The sequence below is a fragment of the Altererythrobacter litoralis genome (assembly GCF_036324225.1).
Lineage (GTDB): Bacteria > Pseudomonadota > Alphaproteobacteria > Sphingomonadales > Sphingomonadaceae > Erythrobacter > Erythrobacter litoralis_A.
Window position 1 is genome coordinate 21,601 of sequence record NZ_JAZDQV010000011.1, and the last position, 16,917, is coordinate 38,517.

Annotated in this window: 20 protein-coding genes; 14 read left to right on the plus strand and 6 right to left on the minus strand. The window is 63.4% G+C overall.

Annotated elements, in window-relative coordinates; all coding sequences use genetic code 11:
• Positions 1 to 47: 47 nt before the first annotated feature.
• On the minus strand, positions 48 to 530 hold the full coding sequence (locus tag VRS74_RS10910; protein WP_354145295.1) for a hypothetical protein: 483 nt from the start codon (positions 528 to 530) through the stop codon (positions 48 to 50).
• Positions 531 to 1,325, minus strand: coding sequence for a glutamate racemase (murI, locus tag VRS74_RS10915; RefSeq protein ID WP_354145296.1), 795 nt, complete (start codon positions 1,323 to 1,325; stop codon positions 531 to 533).
• A 111-nt stretch (positions 1,326 to 1,436) separates the two neighbouring features.
• Between murI and plsY the strand changes: the two genes are divergently transcribed.
• The 6 genes from plsY (at position 1,437) to VRS74_RS10945 (ending at position 7,060) form a co-directional block, all read left to right on the plus strand.
• Complete coding sequence (gene plsY / locus VRS74_RS10920; RefSeq protein ID WP_354145297.1) at positions 1,437 to 2,024, plus strand: glycerol-3-phosphate 1-O-acyltransferase PlsY; 588 nt, start codon at positions 1,437 to 1,439, stop codon at positions 2,022 to 2,024.
• 40 nt (positions 2,025 to 2,064) lie between these two features.
• Positions 2,065 to 3,153: a DNA-processing protein DprA gene (gene dprA / locus VRS74_RS10925; protein WP_354145298.1), complete on the plus strand. Its 1,089-nt coding sequence runs from the start codon at positions 2,065 to 2,067 to the stop codon at positions 3,151 to 3,153.
• Entirely contained in the window at positions 3,143 to 3,502 is a 360-nt protein-coding gene (locus tag VRS74_RS10930) for a hypothetical protein (protein ID WP_354145299.1), read from the plus strand. Before dprA ends, VRS74_RS10930 begins: the two co-directional genes overlap by 11 nt.
• A gap of 71 nt (positions 3,503 to 3,573) precedes the next feature.
• The gene (gene topA, locus VRS74_RS10935; RefSeq protein ID WP_354145300.1) at positions 3,574 to 6,111 is read left to right on the plus strand and encodes a type I DNA topoisomerase; all 2,538 of its coding nucleotides are present in this window, start codon (positions 3,574 to 3,576) and stop codon (positions 6,109 to 6,111) included.
• A 98-nt stretch (positions 6,112 to 6,209) separates the two neighbouring features.
• Positions 6,210 to 6,482 (plus strand): hypothetical protein, encoded by a 273-nt coding sequence (locus tag VRS74_RS10940; RefSeq protein WP_354145301.1) that lies wholly within the window; start codon positions 6,210 to 6,212, stop codon positions 6,480 to 6,482.
• A 29-nt stretch (positions 6,483 to 6,511) separates the two neighbouring features.
• Positions 6,512 to 7,060, plus strand: coding sequence for a response regulator (locus tag VRS74_RS10945; protein ID WP_354145302.1), 549 nt, complete (start codon positions 6,512 to 6,514; stop codon positions 7,058 to 7,060).
• 11 nt (positions 7,061 to 7,071) lie between these two features.
• On the opposite strand, the gene VRS74_RS10950 is transcribed toward VRS74_RS10945, so the two are convergent.
• Genes VRS74_RS10950 through lepB form a run of 4 tightly spaced genes read right to left on the minus strand, consistent with a single transcriptional unit; the run spans position 7,072 to position 10,752 of the window.
• Positions 7,072 to 8,325, minus strand: coding sequence for an MgtC/SapB family protein (locus VRS74_RS10950; protein WP_354145303.1), 1,254 nt, complete (start codon positions 8,323 to 8,325; stop codon positions 7,072 to 7,074).
• A gap of 26 nt (positions 8,326 to 8,351) precedes the next feature.
• On the minus strand, positions 8,352 to 9,257 hold the full coding sequence (gene era / locus VRS74_RS10955) for a GTPase Era (protein WP_354145304.1): 906 nt from the start codon (positions 9,255 to 9,257) through the stop codon (positions 8,352 to 8,354).
• Complete coding sequence (gene rnc / locus VRS74_RS10960; protein WP_354145305.1) at positions 9,254 to 9,925, minus strand: ribonuclease III; 672 nt, start codon at positions 9,923 to 9,925, stop codon at positions 9,254 to 9,256. Before rnc ends, era begins: the two co-directional genes overlap by 4 nt.
• A complete protein-coding gene (gene lepB, locus VRS74_RS10965) occupies positions 9,922 to 10,752 on the minus strand; it encodes a signal peptidase I (RefSeq protein ID WP_354145306.1) in 831 nt (276 codons plus the stop codon). The genes rnc and lepB overlap by 4 nt, the downstream gene beginning before the upstream one ends.
• A 48-nt stretch (positions 10,753 to 10,800) precedes the next feature.
• Between lepB and pgi the strand changes: the two genes are divergently transcribed.
• The 8 genes from pgi (at position 10,801) to VRS74_RS11005 (ending at position 16,884) form a co-directional block, all read left to right on the plus strand.
• Positions 10,801 to 12,342 (plus strand): glucose-6-phosphate isomerase, encoded by a 1,542-nt coding sequence (gene pgi / locus VRS74_RS10970; RefSeq protein ID WP_354145307.1) that lies wholly within the window; start codon positions 10,801 to 10,803, stop codon positions 12,340 to 12,342.
• Positions 12,293 to 12,625: a tryptophan-rich sensory protein gene (locus VRS74_RS10975; RefSeq protein WP_354145357.1), complete on the plus strand. Its 333-nt coding sequence runs from the start codon at positions 12,293 to 12,295 to the stop codon at positions 12,623 to 12,625. The genes pgi and VRS74_RS10975 overlap by 50 nt, the downstream gene beginning before the upstream one ends.
• 83 nt (positions 12,626 to 12,708) lie before the next feature.
• On the plus strand, positions 12,709 to 13,404 hold the full coding sequence (locus tag VRS74_RS10980) for a CDP-alcohol phosphatidyltransferase family protein (protein WP_354145308.1): 696 nt from the start codon (positions 12,709 to 12,711) through the stop codon (positions 13,402 to 13,404).
• A 282-nt stretch (positions 13,405 to 13,686) separates the two neighbouring features.
• The gene (locus VRS74_RS10985; RefSeq protein ID WP_354145309.1) at positions 13,687 to 13,896 is read left to right on the plus strand and encodes a cold-shock protein; all 210 of its coding nucleotides are present in this window, start codon (positions 13,687 to 13,689) and stop codon (positions 13,894 to 13,896) included.
• 56 nt (positions 13,897 to 13,952) lie between these two features.
• Positions 13,953 to 14,135: a hypothetical protein gene (locus VRS74_RS10990; protein ID WP_354145310.1), complete on the plus strand. Its 183-nt coding sequence runs from the start codon at positions 13,953 to 13,955 to the stop codon at positions 14,133 to 14,135.
• 237 nt (positions 14,136 to 14,372) lie between these two features.
• Entirely contained in the window at positions 14,373 to 14,585 is a 213-nt protein-coding gene (locus VRS74_RS10995; protein ID WP_354145311.1) for a cold-shock protein, read from the plus strand.
• Between the two features lie 56 nt (positions 14,586 to 14,641).
• Positions 14,642 to 14,857 (plus strand): hypothetical protein, encoded by a 216-nt coding sequence (locus tag VRS74_RS11000; RefSeq protein WP_354145312.1) that lies wholly within the window; start codon positions 14,642 to 14,644, stop codon positions 14,855 to 14,857.
• Positions 14,858 to 15,522: 665 nt separating this feature from the next.
• Positions 15,523 to 16,884: a DEAD/DEAH box helicase gene (locus VRS74_RS11005; RefSeq protein WP_354145313.1), complete on the plus strand. Its 1,362-nt coding sequence runs from the start codon at positions 15,523 to 15,525 to the stop codon at positions 16,882 to 16,884.
• Positions 16,885 to 16,917 lie beyond the last annotated feature (33 nt).

A 16,917-nucleotide genomic window follows, 5' to 3' on the forward strand; every position in this document is an offset into this window, starting at 1 on the left:
GCCACCCACGATCTTTGAGAACGACTCGCAGTTCGACGAACGCCCGATCAGGCCGATTTCGACTGCGGCGGGTCGAATGCCGGGAGCGGACCGTCGTCGTCCTTCCGGAAGAATTCGCTGCGCATCTGCTCTACGAATTGGGCGATCTCGCTTCGCGCCGCTATCCACATTCCGCGCTCGTCCGCATTTTCGGCAGGGATGGTTTCCAGGAGGACTGCCAGCACCGTGTCGATCAGGCCCATGTACCATTGCGGCCCGACCTGCAGCGTATCGTGGTGGCGCGGGATTGTGGTGCCTTGCTCGATCAGCGTGGAAGTACGATTTTCGATCCACTGCAGCAGGAAAAATGCGGTGGTGTTGACCATCCTGCCTTCGAGCTCTTCGCGATAGCCGCAGCCGTGTTGCTCGAACGAGGCGCGCGCTTCGGGAAAGCGGGCGTAGTAGCGCGCGATCACTTCACCGGTGATGTCGCCCTTCAACTCGACCAGCCGTTCCATGCTTGCCATGGCGAGGTTGGCCGCGGGCTCCATTCAGAAGGCCTCGAGCCGCGTGATGCCGTATCTGGCGAAGGCCGGCGCCAGCGCCTGGAATTCGGCGAGATCGCCGGTGGTGATCGCCCGGCTTTCGAACCGGTCGTCGAATTGCTGACCCCTGGTCAGGTCCTCGATCCGGCGCGCGATCCCTTCCGCGCCATCGACGAAGCTTACGCCTGGGCCGAAGGCTAGCGCCAGTTGGTCCTTTAGCAGCGGGAAATGAGTGCAGGCGAGTACCACGGTGTCGATCGCTTCGCCGCCTTCCATGGTGCGCAAGGCATTCGCTGCGGTTTCGATCACCGCCATGTCGACCGCTTCGCCGCGCAGCTTGGCTTCGGCCGCCTCGACCAGCCCGGGCGCGGCATGGCGCAACAGGCGTTTGCCCTCTGCGAATTCAGCCTCAAGCTTGTCGACATAGGCCTGCCGCACGGTAGCGGCGGTGCCGAGCAGGCCGATCACGCCGGTCTTGGTCATGGCGGCGGCAGGCTTGATTGCTGGTACAGTGCCGACGACGGGAATTTCGAGGACTTCGCGCACCATACCCAGCGCGATGGTGCTGGCGGTGTTGCAGGCGATGCAGGCGAGGCGCGGGTGGTATCGTTCGCACATCCGGCCCAGCAGCCCCGCGACGCGCGCCGCGATCTGCGCTTCGGATTTCTCGCCATAGGGCAGGCCTGCCAGATCGGCGGCATAGATCACCGGAGCTTGCGGCAGCACGCGGCGCAGCTCTTCCAACACGGTGAGCCCGCCAACACCGGAATCGAACAGCAGGATTGGGGAAGTTGCTTCCAAAATGAATGTTTCCGTTCGCCCTGAGCTTGTCGAAGGGCCGTACTTACTTTTACAACAAGATCAAACAAGAAGGACGGGGCTTCGAAAGGCTCAGCCCGAACGGAGTTGCTTATGGAAGCGATTTACGCGGCATTGCTGGGGTACTTGCTCGGTTCGGTCCCGTTCGGCCTCTTGCTGACCAAGGCTGCAGGCATGGGCGACGTTCGCCAGATCGGCAGCGGCAATATCGGCGCCACCAACGTCCTGCGCACCGGCAAGAAGGGGCTGGCGGCGGCAACGCTGCTGCTCGATCTGGTCAAGGGTTTCGCAGCCGTCTGGATCGCGGGGCAGCTGTGGGGAGGGCCGGCCATGGCCTTTGGCGCAGGCGCCGCAGTGATCGGCCATTGCTTCCCCGTGTGGCTCGGCTTCAAAGGCGGCAAGGGCGTGGCGACCAATGCCGGCGTATGCTTCGGGCTGGCTCTGCCGATCGGGCTTTCCTATGCGCTGGTGTGGCTGAGCATTCTCGCCATCTTCCGTATCTCCTCGCTCGCGGGGATGAGCGCGGTGGTGGCCGCTGCGGCTGCCGCGCCGCTGTTCGGCTATCCCGAATATTTCCCTGTTCTAGCCGCGATTGCGGGCCTGATCATCTATCTCCACCGCGCCAACATCGCGCGGCTGATGAAGGGCGAAGAGCCCAGGATAGGCGGCAAAAAGACGTGATGGCGGCCACCGGATATTGGAGAGCAAGGGGTCGCAACCGGTGCTCTCGCAGATCGAAGCATTCTCGCGCATCCGCTTGTTGCGCTCGCCCAATATCGGGCCGGTAAGCTATCGCCAGTTGCTGGCGAGTTTCGGCAGTGCGCAGGCGGCGCTCGAGGCGCTGCCCGATCTCGGCAAGCGGGGAGGGCGCACCTATCGCGCGGCACCGGCAGAAGCGATCGAACGCGAAGTGGAGGCGGTGCGGCGTGCCAGGGCGAGATACCTCTTCCATGACCAGCCCGACTATCCCTCGCTGCTCGGCCAGATCGACAGCGCTCCGCCGATCCTGACCTGGCGCGGCGATTTGTCGCTGGCGGAGCGGCCCTGTGTGGCGATGGTCGGCGCGCGCAATGCCAGCGCGGCGGCGGTCAAGCTGGGGCGCGAGTTCGCAGGCGCGCTCGCAAGCGAGGGCTTCACAATCGTCTCCGGCCTGGCGCACGGGATCGACGGCGCGGCGTATCTGAGCGCGCTCCCCGCTACCGTGGGCGTGATCGCCAGCGGGATCGACATTGCCTATCCGCCGCAGCATGCCGACCTGCAGGAACGGATTGCGCGGGAAGGGCTGCTGGTCGCGGAGCAGCCGCCCGGCACCGAGCCCAAGGGCAGCCATTTTCCCAGCCGCAACCGCATCATCGCGGGGATGGCGGCGGGCACTTTGGTGGTCGAAGCCGCGCCGAAGAGCGGCTCGCTCATCACGGCGCGGCTCGCGGGCGAGGCGGGCAGGGAAGTGATGGCGATCCCCGGCAGCCCGCTCGATGCACGCTCGCAAGGCTGCAACCAGCTGATCCGCGAAGGCGCGGTGCTGGTGCAGTCGCCGGAGGAAGTGATCGAACTACTGAGCGGCTTCGATGGCGCGCCGCGCTCGAGTTTCCGGGTGAAGTCGCCAAGCTTCCATTTCGAGCCGGAGGAATGGGCCGAGGCCGAACCGGCCGATATCGGCAGCCTGCTCACGACCGCGCCGGTCGCGGTGGATGAACTGATCCGGCAATCTGGCGAAAGCGCGGCATCTGTGCAGATGGCGCTGCTGGAACTAGATATAGGGGGTCGCCTCGGGCGGCATGCAGGGGGAAGAGTCAGCCTTGTCGAGTGAAACCGTTTTCGCATCGCGTGTTTTTCGCTGGTCGGCGATCTATGGCGTGATCGCTCTCGTGCCGGCCTATTTCATGCCCGTGCCCGATCCGTGGCACCTGCCTTATCTCGGCTTCGTCGGGCTGGCGCTGGTGTTCCAGGGTGTGTTCTGGGTTATCGCCAGCGATCCGCAGCGGTTCACGCCACTGATGCCGCTCTGCATCTGGGAGAAGCTGTGTTTCGGTATACCCGCGCTGGCGTTCTTTGCGCGGGGGCAGGCTAACGCAGTCAGCGCAGCGTTCGGTGCGATCGACCTTTTCCTGGGCGTTTTGTTCTTCCTCGCTTGGCGAAGGATGCGCGCGGCCACTTGACTTGGCCAGAAACTAGCCGCCACCCTCGCGCGTACGTACACGTATACACGTAGGGGCATCAAAACACCGCAATGCAGCTTGTTATCGTTGAATCGCCGGCCAAGGCGAAAACCATCGAGAAATACCTCGGCAAGGACTTCAAGGTTCTCGCCAGCTACGGCCACGTCCGCGACCTGCCGCCGAAGGATGGCAGCGTGCGCCCGGATGAAGACTTCGCGATGGATTGGGAACTCTATCGCGACAAGCAGAGCCGCTTCAAGGAAATCGCCGACGCTGCGAAGAAGGCCGACCGGCTGGTGCTCGCGACCGACCCTGACCGCGAAGGCGAAGCGATCAGCTGGCATGTCCAGGAGCTTCTGGCGAAGCGCAAGGCGCTGCCCAAGAGCGTCGACCGCGTAACCTTCAACGCGATCACCAAGAGCGCCGTGACCGAAGCGATGGCGCATCCGCGTGCGCTCGATACCGATCTGATCGACGCCTATCTGGCGCGACGCGCGCTCGACTATCTGTTCGGCTTCACGCTCAGCCCGGTGCTGTGGCGCAAGCTGCCTGGCGCCAAGAGCGCGGGCCGCGTTCAATCCGTCGCGCTGCGGCTGATCGTCGACCGCGAGCGCGAGATCGAGGCCTTCCGTGCCGACGAATACTGGTCGGTCATCGCCAAGCTTGAGCATGACGGCACGCAGTTTGATGCGCGGCTGGTGCGCTTCAAGGGCGAGAAGCTAGACAAGCTCACCCTCGGCAACGAAGGCAGCGCCATGGAGGCGAAGGCCGCAGTCGAAGGCGCGCGCTTCACGGTCGAGGATATCGAGACCAAGCCATTGAAGCGCAGCCCTGCGCCGCCGTTCACCACTTCGACGCTGCAGCAGGAGGCTGCGCGCAAGCTCGGCTTCTCCGCCAGCCATACTATGCGGTGCGCGCAGTCGCTCTATGAAGCAGGTGCGATCACCTACATGCGTACTGACGGCGTGCAGATGGATCCGGGCGCGATCATGGCTCTGCGCGATGCCATCGCCGAGCGTTACGATTCCTCATACCTGCCCGAAAACCCGCGCTTCTATTCTACCAAGGCCAAGAACGCGCAGGAAGCGCACGAGGCGATCCGGCCGACCGATTTCCGCCGCGAACATGCCGGTTCGGGCGACGAAGCCAAGCTCTATGCGCTTATCTTCAAGCGCGCGATGGCGAGCCAGATGTCCGCCGCGCAGCTCGAGCGCACCACAGTGACTTTGCGCGACCCGACCGGCGCCCATGAATTGCGCGCCACCGGGCAGATCGTGAAGTTCCCCGGCTTCTTCGCTGTCTATCAGGAAGGGATCGACGATTCCGAAGATGATGAGGACGGCCTGCTTCCGATAATCCGCAAGGGCGATTGCCCGCTCAAGAAAGCGGTAGAGGCAAACCAGCACTTCACTCAGCCGCCGCCGCGCTTCTCCGAGGCCTCACTGGTCAAGCGCCTCGAGGAACTCGGCATCGGGCGACCTTCGACCTATGCCTCGACGATCCAGACTTTGCGCGATCGCGCCTATGTGCGGATGGAGAAGAACCGCTTCTTCGCCGAGGAATCGGGGCGTCTGCTGACGGCTTTCCTCGAGCGCTTCTTCCCGAATTATGTCGCATATGATTTCACCGCCGGGATGGAGGGCGAGCTCGACGAAGTGTCGGGCGGCCGCGAAGCGTGGAAAGCGCTGCTCGCCAAGTTCTGGCAGGACTTCAAGCCGAAGGCCGATGAGGTGATGGACAAGCTGCCTTCGGAAGTGACCGAGGCGCTCGACGATTACCTTTCGAACTATCTTTTCCCTCCGCGCGAGGATGGCGGGGACCCGCGCGCTTGCCCGATGTGCCAGGCCGAAGGCCGCAGCGGCGGTCGGCTGTCGCTGCGCGGCGGGCGCTTCGGGGCGTTCGTCGCCTGTGCCAACTATCCCGAATGCAAATATACGCGCCGTTTCGCGCAGCCGGGCGGCAATGGCGAGGAAGCGGGCGAAGACGGGGTGATGGGGACCCATCCCGAAACCGGCCTGCCGATCCACCGCAAGACCGGCCGTTTCGGGCCCTATATCGAGATGGGAGAAGGCAAGGAGGCGAAGCGCGCTTCGATCCCCAAGGACCTCGACGATTTCGATCTCGACTGGGCGGTGCAGCTGCTCGGCCTGCCGCGCATCGTCGGCGAGCATCCTGATACGGGGCTGGAAATCGAAGCGAATATAGGGCGTTACGGCCCCTATCTCAGGCATGACGGCAAATACGGCAAGCTGTCCAACACGCGCGAAGTGTTCGAAGTGGGTATGAACCGCGCGGTCGATATACTTGCACAGGCCGCCAATCGCGGCACCGGGGGAGGTCGCGGCAAGGCCGAGCCGATCAAGACATTGGGCGCTCACCCGACCAGCGGAGGCGAAATCAAGGTCATGCCGGGCCGCTACGGCCCCTATGTCACTGACGGCTCCACCAATGCGACCATTCCCAAGGATGTGAAGCCCAAGGATATCACCGATGCGCAGGCGATCGAACTGATCGATGCGCGCGCGGCGAAGGGGCCGGCCAAGAAGAAGGGTCGAAAGAAGGCTGCACCGAAGAAAAAGGCCGCGCCGAAGAAAAAAGCGGCAAGCTGACGGTAACCCTCTTTGGCGCAGGCATTTTCACTCCGCTCCGTTCGTAAATCATCAAGACTTACACGCTAGTAAGCAGCCTTTATGAGGGTGTCGCCAGCGTGATCGAGATAGAAGTCCAGAACGAAACCCACCAGACCCAGGTGCGGCTGCGTTTTGCTGCCGTCCCGCGCATCGGGGAGGGGCTGCGCCTGCGCGAGGCGGATGGCTTGTGGGTGAGCTATGACGTGCTCGACGTGTGGTACCAGAAGGCCGAGTATGGCGATGTCTGGATTCCCTACCTGCATGTGCGGATCACGCCGGGCGAAGTGTCCGATCCTCACGCCAAGGAAGGTTTCGAGGTCGAAAGGGAGTTCGCGCCATTCAGAATCTGATCAAGCGCACCACTGGCCAGAAGGCCGGGATGGAACGCAGCGCGCTGGAAGGCAAGACGCTGGCGGAAAGGCTCGCAGCTTCGCGCGCCGAAACGCCCGCGACGCCGACTACCGAGCCGACATGCGACACTGCGCCGCAGGAAATCGATACCGATGCCATTGTCCGCGCGGCAAAGGCCATGCGCGACGTCAACGAAACGCGCGCGGCACGCCCGCGCACTTGCCTTGTCGTCGATGACAGCCGCGTGATCCGCAAGGTCGCTAGCAAGGTCGTGGCCGGGCTCGGCTATCGCGTGGTCGAGGCGGAGAATGGCGAGGAAGCGCTGGCGCGCTGCAAACAGTCCATGCCCGACCTGGTGCTGACCGACTGGCAGATGCCGGTGATGAGCGGCCCTGAATTCGTCGCAGCGCTGCGCGCAATCCCTACGCCGCACCGGCCGACCGTGGTGTTCTGCACCTCGAAGGGCGCCGCGGCCGATATCCATGAAGGGATCGCGGCGGGCGCGGACGACTATGTACTCAAGCCCTTCGAAGAAGGTGCGCTGGCGGCAAAGCTCGAGAAGCTCGGCGTGCGGTGAGCGCGCCGACGCTATAGCCGCAAATATCCGACGATCAGGCTGACAACCAGTGCAGCCATGCTGGCTGAAAGCGCCCAACTGGCAGGCCGCGCGTTCGCCCTGCCATAGGCGATGCTCACCCCCAGCTTCACGGCCATGTTGGCCAGGATCGTCCCAGCGATCGCCAGCGCCGCGAGGTGCGGGGTGATTGTCCCTGGCTCCAGACCGCCAGCGGTCACGATCGATGCATCGACATCGAGGCTACCCATCAGGAACAGCAACACTGCGATGCCCTGTTCGCCGAAGGTCCCTTCGGCCCAGCGCGCAGCCACCGCTGCTACTGCGACGAAGGCAACGAAGCTGAACGCGGGAAGCAGCGCGATCGGGTTGCCCGGCGGTGCAGGTCCGGTGCTGTGTTCTGCCTTACGATAGAGGATGTAGCTGACCAGGAATCCCACTGCGAGTGGAGGGGCGATCAGGATCAGGAAGGGCTTGAGGAGGGAGGTCGCAAGAACGGTGACCAGCACGACCACGCGCAGGTACATTACCGCCGTGGCAAGCGCGATCCCGGCGTTCTCCGCTTCTCCGCCTTGCCCCGATCCAAGCTGCTGCGAGAAGGATTGCGTGACCGCGGTCGAGCTATAGGCGCCGCCGATCACCGCTGTAGCGATGGTTCCTCGCTTCGCGCCGAACAGGCGGTTGGCGACATAGCCGAGGAACGAGAAGCCGGTGACGATCACCACCACGAACCACAGCGTTTGCGGCTCCCATGCGTCGTATGGGCCGAACCTGCCTTCAGGCAGGAACGGGAACACGGCGAGCGCGATCACCGCATAGCGGGCGAAAGCCTTCACATCGGCCTCGTCGAGCGCGCCGACCATGCGGTGCAGCTCTTCGCGCAGCGCCAGCAGCATGGTGACGACCGCACCTCCCGCGACTGCCAAGCCGGGTTCGCCGCTGCCGCCAAGGAAGCCCAATGCCAGCGTCACGATGGCCACCACCGCCGACGTCGCGTCGGGTTTGCCGTCGATTCTGATCGCCCGGGCATAGCCGATCGCGATAATGGCCGCCGCGCCGACGGTGATGGCGCCTGCTGTTATCTGATATCCCGAAGCGCCCAGCAGGCCGGCGATGCCCGCAACGCAGCCAAGCAGGCTGAACGTCCGCAGGCCCGCCACCCGCATGCCTTCCTTCTCGCCACGCAGCTTCCAGCCGCGCTCGATCCCGATCAGCAGGCCCACGGAAAGGGCTGAAATCAACGCGAGGAGCTGGTCGGCGGAAGGCATCGGCGGATTATCTCATAACTGTCCGGTCAGCGCACCCAGTCGAGCCCGATTTCCTCGAAGATCTCACGGTCTTCGGCCCAGTTCTCACTGACCTTCACGTGCAGGAACAGGTGTACCTTGGCGCCCAGCATTTCGCTCAGTTCCTTGCGTGCCGCTTCGCCAATTGCCTTGATCTTCGCGCCACCCTTGCCGAGCACGATCGGACGCTGGCTTTCGCGACCGACCACAATCTGCTGGTGGATTTCGATGCTGCCATCGGGGCGGTGCTGGTAGCTTTCAGGCCGCACCGCGCTGTCATAGGGCAGTTCCTCGTGCAGCTGGCGATAGAGTTGCTCGCGCGTGACCTCTGCTGCGAGCAGGCGCTCGCTGGCGTCCGACACCTGGTCTTCGGGATAGTGCCACGGCCCCTCGGGCATCATTGCAGCGAGCGCTTCCTTCATTTCGGGCACGCCATCCCCGGTCAGCGCGGAGATGAAGAACACTTCGGTGAAGTCGACCTTGCCGGTCAGCTCCTGCGCGAGCGTGAGCAACGCTTCTTTCTTCGCAGCATCGACCTTGTTGATCACCAGTATCTTGCGTTCTGGCCGGTTTGCCAGAGCTTCGAGCAGCGGTTCGAGCTCGTGCCGGCGCTGCTTGATCGGATCGACCAGCAGCAGCACCGCATCGGCCGCTTCGGCGCCTTCCCAGGCGGCGCTCACCATCGCGCGGTCGAGCTTGCGCTTGGGCGCGAAAATGCCGGGCGTATCGACCAGGATCATCTGGACGGGCCCGTGCAAAGCGATGCCCAGCATGCGCGCGCGGGTGGTCTGGGCCTTGGGGCTGGTAATGGCGACTTTCTGCCCCACCAGCTGGTTGACCAGCGTGCTCTTGCCCGCATTGGGCGCACCGATCACGGCGACGACGCCGCAGCGGGTTGCCTCGTTCTCACTCATCCGAATTGCTCCATGAAGGCTGCGGCAGCGAGCCGCTCCGCCTCTTGCTTGTTTTGCGCGGTGGCTTGCGCGTCGCCGACATTCTTGACGCTGACCCGAACGGTGAAGCGCGCGGCATGGTCGGGCCCTTCGCGCGCGACCAGTTCGTATTCGGGCGGCTTGCGGCGATTGCCTGCGGCCCATTCCTGCAGCGCACTCTTGGGGTGCTTGCTCTTGCCCGCGCCGCCCATGAATTCGCTTTCCCAGAAATTGCGGATCAGGTCACGCGTGGGCACGAAACCGAAATCGAGGAAATGCGCGCCGAGCAGAGCCTCCATCACATCACCCAGGATATTGGTGCTTTCGCGTGCGCCGTCGTCATGCGCCTGCTTACCCAGCCTGATGTGCTGCGGCAGGCCCACCTGCATCGCCACGCGCGCGCAGGTCTGCCGGCTGACGAGCGCATTGAGCCGCTGCGACAGCTTGCCTTCGGCGGCCTCGCTTGCTTCGAACAGCCATTCGGCCATTGCGAGGCCCAGCACGCGATCGCCGAGGAATTCGAGCCGCTCGTAATTCGTTTCGGAACCGAGGCTGCCATGCGTGAGCGCGGCGAGCCAACGGGTCTCGTCCGCCGGCACGATGCCCAGCTCGGCCAGCCATTCGCTCGTTTCGGGGGCAAGCACGCTCACAGCGTGTCCCCGATGCGGCCCCAGCGCGCAGCGCTGAACCAGGTCCACGGCTTGATCCATTCGGCGCTACCGTCGGTCGACCACATGATCACCGTGGCGCGGCCGACCAACAGTCCTTGCGGCACCAGCCCTACGCCGCCGCCGGGCGTCGCCATAAAGCGGCTGTCTTGCGAATTGTCGCGATTGTCACCCATCACGAACAGTCGCCCTTCGGGCACGATCACCGGGCGCGTCGTGTCGATCGGGCGGTCGCCGAAATCGAGCACTTCGTAGCTCTTCCCCGAAGGCAGCGTCTCGCGATAGCGCGCGTATCGGCAGACCACGGTGCCGTCGGCCTCGGTTTCCTTCGCGGCAGGCAGGGCGCAGCGCGTGTTGGCCGAAACGGGGATGATGAAATCGTCGAGCCGTTCCTTTGGAACCGGCGAGCCGTTGAGCACCAGCTGGCCGTCTTCCATCGCCACGGTGTCGCCCGGCAGGCCGATCACGCGCTTGATATAGTCTGTGCTGTCGATCGGATGCTTGAAGATCACGATGTCGCCGCGTTCAGGCTGGCTTGCGAGAATTCTTCCCGGAACGACCGGCAGCTCGAACGGCAGCGAATATTTCGAGATGCCGTAGGGCCATTTGGCCGCCAGCAGGTAGTCGCCGTTCCACAGTCGTGGCAGCATGCTTTCGGACGGAATCGAGAAGGGCGAGAACACGAAGCTGCGGAACACCAGCACCACCAGCACCAGCTTGAGCAGGAAAGCGAGGAAACTTCCCCAGCTTTCACCCTCGCGGTCCGCTCCTGCGGCCGGCGCATTCGTATCTACGGGGTTCCCATCCATCGTTCCCGTCCCTAATCGCGTGAGCCGAGGTTGTGAAAGGCTTTTCGCATGTCAGACCAGATCGCCACCGCATGGAATCGCCTGAAGGCGCTGCCGCAGCGCAGCCTGCAGGAATTGTTTGCCGCCGATGGTGCGCGCGTGGCCGCGCTTTCGGGCCGGATCGAATGGCCGGGCGAGGGCGGTGAGACGGGAATCCTGTTCGACTGGTCGAAGACACATCTCGACAACGAATTGCTCGCAGCGTTCGAAGATCTGGCTCAGGCCTGCGATTTCGCGGGGCATCGTGCGAAGCTGCTCGGAGGCGAGATCGTCAATGTCACCGAAGGGCGCGCCGCCACGCACCCCGCCATGCGCGGCGTGGGCGACGCGGCCGATGTCGAGGAAGGCGAGGCTCTGCTCGCGCGCATGGGGATGCTGGTCGAGGCGATCCATGGCGGCGAGTTCGGCGAGATCAACCACCTGATCCATATCGGCATCGGGGGCAGTGCGCTGGGCCCCGCGCTGGCGGTCGATGCGCTCACCCGCGACCTCGCGCTGGTCGACGTCCATGTCGTCTCGAATATCGACGGGGTGGCGCTGGAGGAGGCTTTTGCGGCGTGCAACCCGGCGACCACAATGATCGCGGTGGCAAGCAAGACCTTCACTACGATCGAAACCATGACCAATGCGGCATCGGCGCTCAAATGGCTGGCGGAGAACGGCGTGTCTGACCCGTCGGGGCGGGTCGTGGCGCTCACTGCCTCGCCCGAAAAGGCGGTCGAATGGGGCGTCGATGAAACACGCGTTCTGCCTTTCCCCGAAAGCGTGGGCGGGCGCTATTCGCTGTGGTCCTCGATCGGTTTCCCCGTCGCGCTCGCGGTGGGGATGGAGGATTTCGTCGCCATGCTCGCTGGTGCGCGCGCGGTGGACGAGCATTTCCGCGACAATGACGGCGCGGCGAACCTGTGCCTGCGCGCTGCCCTTGCCGACCAGTATTACGCGCGGTTGCGCGGTTGCCAGACGCGCGCCTGCTTCGCCTATGACGAGCGGCTGGGCCTGTTGCCCGACTATCTCCAGCAGCTCGAAATGGAGAGCAATGGCAAGCGGGTGAAGGCGGACGGCTCGCCGGTCGCCGGGCCGACCGCGCCGATCACCTGGGGCGGAGTGGGCACTGACGCGCAGCATGCCGTTTTCCAGCTGCTCCATCAGGGTACGCATCTGGTGCCGGTCGACTTCATCGCGAGCATCGCGCCCGGCGACGGGCTGGACCCGGCGCATCACGCGATCCTGCTCACCAATTGCTTCGCGCAGGGTGCGGCGCTGATGGCGGGCGGTAACATGGCCAAGGACGGCAAGGACCCGGCGCGGGCATTCCCAGGCGATCGTCCGAGCGCGACGATGCTGTGCGACGATCTCGACGCGGCGACGCTGGGCGCGCTGATCGCTTTCCACGAGCACCGCACTTTCGCCAATGCCGTGCTGATGCAGATCAATCCGTTCGACCAGTTCGGCGTGGAGCTGGGCAAGAAGATGGCGAAGGATATCGAGGCCGGCGGCGGCGATTTCGACCCGAGCACTCAGGGACTGCTGGCAAGGGCGGGTCTGGCGTAGGGCCAACCGAAATGCGCAGGCCAGAACCGGATGGAATGGCGGCTGGGGTCTGGGCAGACAATTCGCCCCTCACACGCTCATTGCCAGGCGACCTGACTGGGCGCTGGCTGAAGTGCCTTTCCTTTGGCTCTCCGTCTTGGCACTGGCGGTGTTTCTGCGCGAATGGTTTGTGCTGGCGAGTTGGCTGATCGTCCCGTACCTTGCCTGGGTAAGCTTCGCCTCGATCCTGAACCTCACGATCGTGCGACTTAACCGGCCCTTCGGCATGGTCCCCCGCCGCTGAAGCAAGGGATTGCAGCTAGGCGAGGGTGAGGGTTTGGTGTAACCCAGCTGTCATATCCCCTCGATCCAAGGTACACCCCGCGCATGGCCGCAAACCTGAAGCTGCAGCCGATCGACCGGATCCAGCAAAATCTTCTGGCACGATCCGAGCGGCGCCTGCTTAACTGGATCTGCGCGCGCTTGCCGCGCTGGGTCACGCCGGACATGCTGACCTTTACCGGAATGGTCGGGGCGCTGATGATCTTCGCCAGCTATGTGCTGAGCAATCTTGAAGCCGAGTGGCTGTGGCTGGCAATCGTCGGCTATGCGATCCAGTGGTTCGGCGACAGCACCGACGGCAGCCTGGCCCGGTTCCGAAAGATAGAGCGACCGCGCTATGGCTATTTTCTCGACCACAGCTGCGATGGCCTGGCCACTACCCTGTTGGTCGCCGGGATCGGGTTGAGCCCCTATGTCACGCTGGAGGTCGCGCTCGTGGCATTGGCGGGATACTTGCTGCTTTCGATCCACGCCTTCCTTTCGGTGCGAGTGCTGGGCGAACTGAAGCTGTCGTATCTCAATGCGGGACCGACCGAGTTGCGCTTCATGCTGATCGCGCTGACGCTGGCGATGATGTACTTCGGACATGCAGGCGAGGGCTGGTTCGGGGCGATTTCGGGCTTCGATATCTTCGTGGGCGCAGTGGGAGCGATCCTGATCCTGCTGTTCTTGCTGCAGACCGCCTCTACCTCGCGCCGGCTCGCGCTCGAAGAGCCGGCCCGCAACGACGAGTGGCGTTGACGGCGCGTCGCGCCTGGCAAGGGATTTTGCAGGCGCCCATGCGATCAGGACGAAGGCTTGCGGCAAACTCGACCCGAACACGGCTTTGGCCCTCATGCCAAGATATATCTCGAACCGGTGGTTGTAGTCGTGGCGCATCGTCGCCATATCATATGGAGTTACTAGTCGCGATCGACGGTCTTTGGCGCTCTCATTTAATGCGCCGCTTCCTTCTTTTACGTCTTTTAGCCACCCCGGCGTGGCCAGCTGCAAACGGACCGCAGCAAGAAAGAGGGAACATAGATGACCAATCACGGCAAGGTGCAAACCTTCAATCGAATGACCGGAACCGGCTTCATCAGCCCTGAAGATGGCGGTGAATTGCTGCCGTTCCGCCAGATCGATGTTTACCGCAATGTCGGCGACGAAGTGCAGGAGCGGCAACGCTTTCGCTATGAAGTCGACTTTGACGCCGATGGCGAGAGGCAGGCGGTAAATCTCCACTCAGCCTGATGGCAACGCAGAGTACGCCCTGGACGCACAAACAGAACTTAGCGAGGAGAAACTCGATGGACCTCAATCAGCTGCTCTATCAACACCAGATAGCGGCGATGAACCAGCAACATTCGCGATCCACTGATGATCGTGAAACCTATTTCAATCTCGTTGAATATTACTCCAAGCGGATTCGTGAGTTTCGGGCAGGCGCAGGATTGCCTCGCTATGTCTGGCCAGATCAGTCATTGATCTGAATTATCGGGCAGCCGCAACTGATCGGCGATTTATTTCGCTATTTCGGTGGCTGTGTGCTAACAACCCTTTGCTGACGTCGAAATATGCGACGGACTTCGGCTTTTGATTTACCGCCGCTTGCTGCGTTGCAGCCCCGGCGTTAACCGGACGACGACTTCCTTTCATCGGACGATTTGACGCACGACCCGTTCGCATGTCGCGAGCGGGCACCCTTCGTTTCTTGAAAGGAAACACCCATGAGCAAGACTGGCACAGTCAAATTCTTCAACACCGACAAGGGCTATGGCTTCATCCAGCCCGATGACGGTTCTTCAGACAGCTTCGTCCATATTTCTGCTGTCCAGGCAGCGGGCATGAACACGCTCGATAAGGAACAGCGCCTAAATTACGAGGTCGAGATGGGCCGTAATGGCAAGGAAAGCGCGGTCAACCTTTCGGCTGCCGACTGACATTCCGGGGGAGGCGGCAGTTCGCTGTCGCCTTCTCTATCATTCAGGAGGTCTCAGTGGCCGACAGCTACAAATTCTACATCGAACGCGCTGAAGCTGCCGCAAATGCAGCCAGCGAGGCCAAGCTCGAGAACGTGCGCGAGCGCGAGCTGCGCGCGGAAAAGACCTGGCTGGGCCTGGCGAACCAGGCGCGAGCCGTTGCCGTGCAGCGTGAAAAGTCTGAGCGCGAAAAGGCCGAGCGAAGGATCTCTGAATCCCCAGACCATTTGTGAAGTCGGCGCGGGCGCTTTTGGCCCCCGGCCGGTTCAATGCGGTTTCCTGCTTGAGAAATCCGTCACATCATGACGCTTGGCCAGACAGGGTCATTGCGCAACGCAGAACGGCGCCGTCGACGCAACTGCGTCGCGACGCGGCCGACCTCAACGTTTGCGGGAAACCCCGGAAGCGATTTAATCGGCTGCGGCTATGAAAAGCGTGAAACCTACTGCTCGCGCCGAAGTGCCCCTGATCTGCCGAAGATGCCTCCTCAGCGCAGTGACCTGACGAAAATAGCGAGCTGGACTCAATAGATAATCCATAACTGCGACCTCTCCCCCGCGTCCAATTTTCTGGATCGCTGCCGCGTAAAAGCAATTGTCCGGGCATTTGTCGAGCCGGAATGCGTTTTCACGGGGTTAGGCGGTTTGTCGCAGCATCGGTGCGAACGGTTGCCAATTCTCGATTTCGATTGACTTTTTGCACTGCAGCATCCACATGGACGCACATCGAAGCGCGCTAGCCAGCGTGAAGCGGCGGAACCAAAAAATATCCGCCCCGGCCGCGCCTCGGTTTTTCCAAGAGACTTCCCTTTTCACGCGGGTCGTTTTGACACCCGCGCCGCGCGACGATTCCGCCCGGAATCCGTCAGCGCGCCGCATGAAATGCGAGTTTGAAACACATGAAATTCGAAAACCTCGGGCTGTCGCAGCCCGTGCTTCAGGCCCTCGACATGAAGGGCTATGACACTCCCACCCCGATCCAGGAACAGGCCATCCCGGCCGTCTTGAGCGGGCGCGACCTGCTGGGTATCGCCCAGACCGGCACCGGCAAGACCGCCGCCTTCATGCTTCCGAGCATCGACCGGCTGCGCGAAGCTGGCAACCGTATCCCGTTCAAGAGCTGCCGCATGCTGGTGCTTGCGCCGACGCGCGAACTGGCGGGGCAGATCGCCCAGAGCGCCAAGGATTACGGCGCATTGGCCGGCCTCAAGGTCGACTCGATCGTGGGCGGCACCTCGGTCGGCAAGGATCGCAACAAGCTGCACCGCGGCACCGACATCCTCGTCGCGACGCCCGGCCGCCTGCTCGACCTGATCGACCAGAAGGCGTTCAACCTTTCGGGCGTCGAAATCCTGGTGCTCGACGAAGCCGACCAGATGCTCGACCTCGGCTTCATCCATGCGTTGCGCCGCATCCACCAGCTCGCCCCCGCCGAGCGGCAGACGCTGTTCTTCAGCGCCACCATGCCCAAGGCGATCAAGGAGCTGGTCGGCCAGTATTGCAACAGCCCCGTGCAGGTCAGCGTCACTCCGGCGGCGACCACCGCCGAGCGGATCGACCAGTATCTGTTCATGGTGCAGCAGGACGAGAAGCAGTCGCTGCTCGAAATGATCCTGTCCGAACGGCACCGCGTGCCCGGCAAGTTCGAGCGCGTGCTGATCTTCACCCGCACCAAGCACGGCGCCGATCGCGTCGTGAAGAAGCTGGCGCAGGTTGGGATCCCGTCGAACGCGATCCACGGCAATAAGAGCCAGCCGCAGCGCCAGCGTGCGCTCGACGAGTTCAAGCGCGCCAAGACGCCGATCCTGATCGCGACCGATGTGGCCGCGCGCGGGATCGACATCCCTGGCGTAAGCCACGTGATCAATTACGAGCTGCCCAACGTGCCCGAGCAATACGTCCACCGCATCGGCCGCACCGCGCGCGCCGGGGCAGACGGGATCGCGATCGCTTTCTGTGCGGAAGACGAGCGCGCCTATCTCAAGGACATCCAGCGCAATACCGACGCGACATTCGAGCGTCTGCCGCTGCCGGACAATTTCCGTGCAGTGGTAGAAGGCGTCGGGCCGACCAAGCCTGCGGCGCGCACGCCGTTGAAGCGGGTGCAGCCGAAGCCGAAGCACGGCACTCGTCCTGTGGGCGAAAGCCAGCAGCGCAAGGATCGCCCGAAGCGCAAGCATCCGGGCCGCGCAGGCAAGCCCCACGGCGGCAGGCGCAGCGGCGGCAGCGGTGGTGGCCAGAGGCGCCACTCGAACGGCTAAGCGGTCCGGCAGCGCCATAAGCCGCAATCTTCT

Excerpts from the sequence above, each read along its gene's own strand:
- VRS74_RS10980 (WP_354145308.1), top strand. The coding sequence starts at position 12,709 with ATGGCCGCAAACCTGAAGCTGCAGCCGATCGACCGGATCCAGCAAAAT.
- era (WP_354145304.1), bottom strand. The coding sequence starts at position 9,257 with ATGAGTGAGAACGAGGCAACCCGCTGCGGCGTCGTCGCCGTGATCGGT.
- topA (WP_354145300.1), top strand. The coding sequence starts at position 3,574 with ATGCAGCTTGTTATCGTTGAATCGCCGGCCAAGGCGAAAACCATCGAG.
- VRS74_RS10945 (WP_354145302.1), top strand. The coding sequence starts at position 6,512 with ATGGAACGCAGCGCGCTGGAAGGCAAGACGCTGGCGGAAAGGCTCGCA.
- VRS74_RS10985 (WP_354145309.1), top strand. The coding sequence starts at position 13,687 with ATGACCAATCACGGCAAGGTGCAAACCTTCAATCGAATGACCGGAACC.
- plsY (WP_354145297.1), top strand. The coding sequence starts at position 1,437 with ATGGAAGCGATTTACGCGGCATTGCTGGGGTACTTGCTCGGTTCGGTC.
- lepB (WP_354145306.1), bottom strand. The coding sequence starts at position 10,752 with ATGGATGGGAACCCCGTAGATACGAATGCGCCGGCCGCAGGAGCGGAC.
- VRS74_RS10910 (WP_354145295.1), bottom strand. The coding sequence starts at position 530 with ATGGAGCCCGCGGCCAACCTCGCCATGGCAAGCATGGAACGGCTGGTC.
- pgi (WP_354145307.1), top strand. The coding sequence starts at position 10,801 with ATGTCAGACCAGATCGCCACCGCATGGAATCGCCTGAAGGCGCTGCCG.
- VRS74_RS10950 (WP_354145303.1), bottom strand. The coding sequence starts at position 8,325 with ATGCCTTCCGCCGACCAGCTCCTCGCGTTGATTTCAGCCCTTTCCGTG.
- VRS74_RS10990 (WP_354145310.1), top strand. The coding sequence starts at position 13,953 with ATGGACCTCAATCAGCTGCTCTATCAACACCAGATAGCGGCGATGAAC.
- VRS74_RS11005 (WP_354145313.1), top strand. The coding sequence starts at position 15,523 with ATGAAATTCGAAAACCTCGGGCTGTCGCAGCCCGTGCTTCAGGCCCTC.
- VRS74_RS10995 (WP_354145311.1), top strand. The coding sequence starts at position 14,373 with ATGAGCAAGACTGGCACAGTCAAATTCTTCAACACCGACAAGGGCTAT.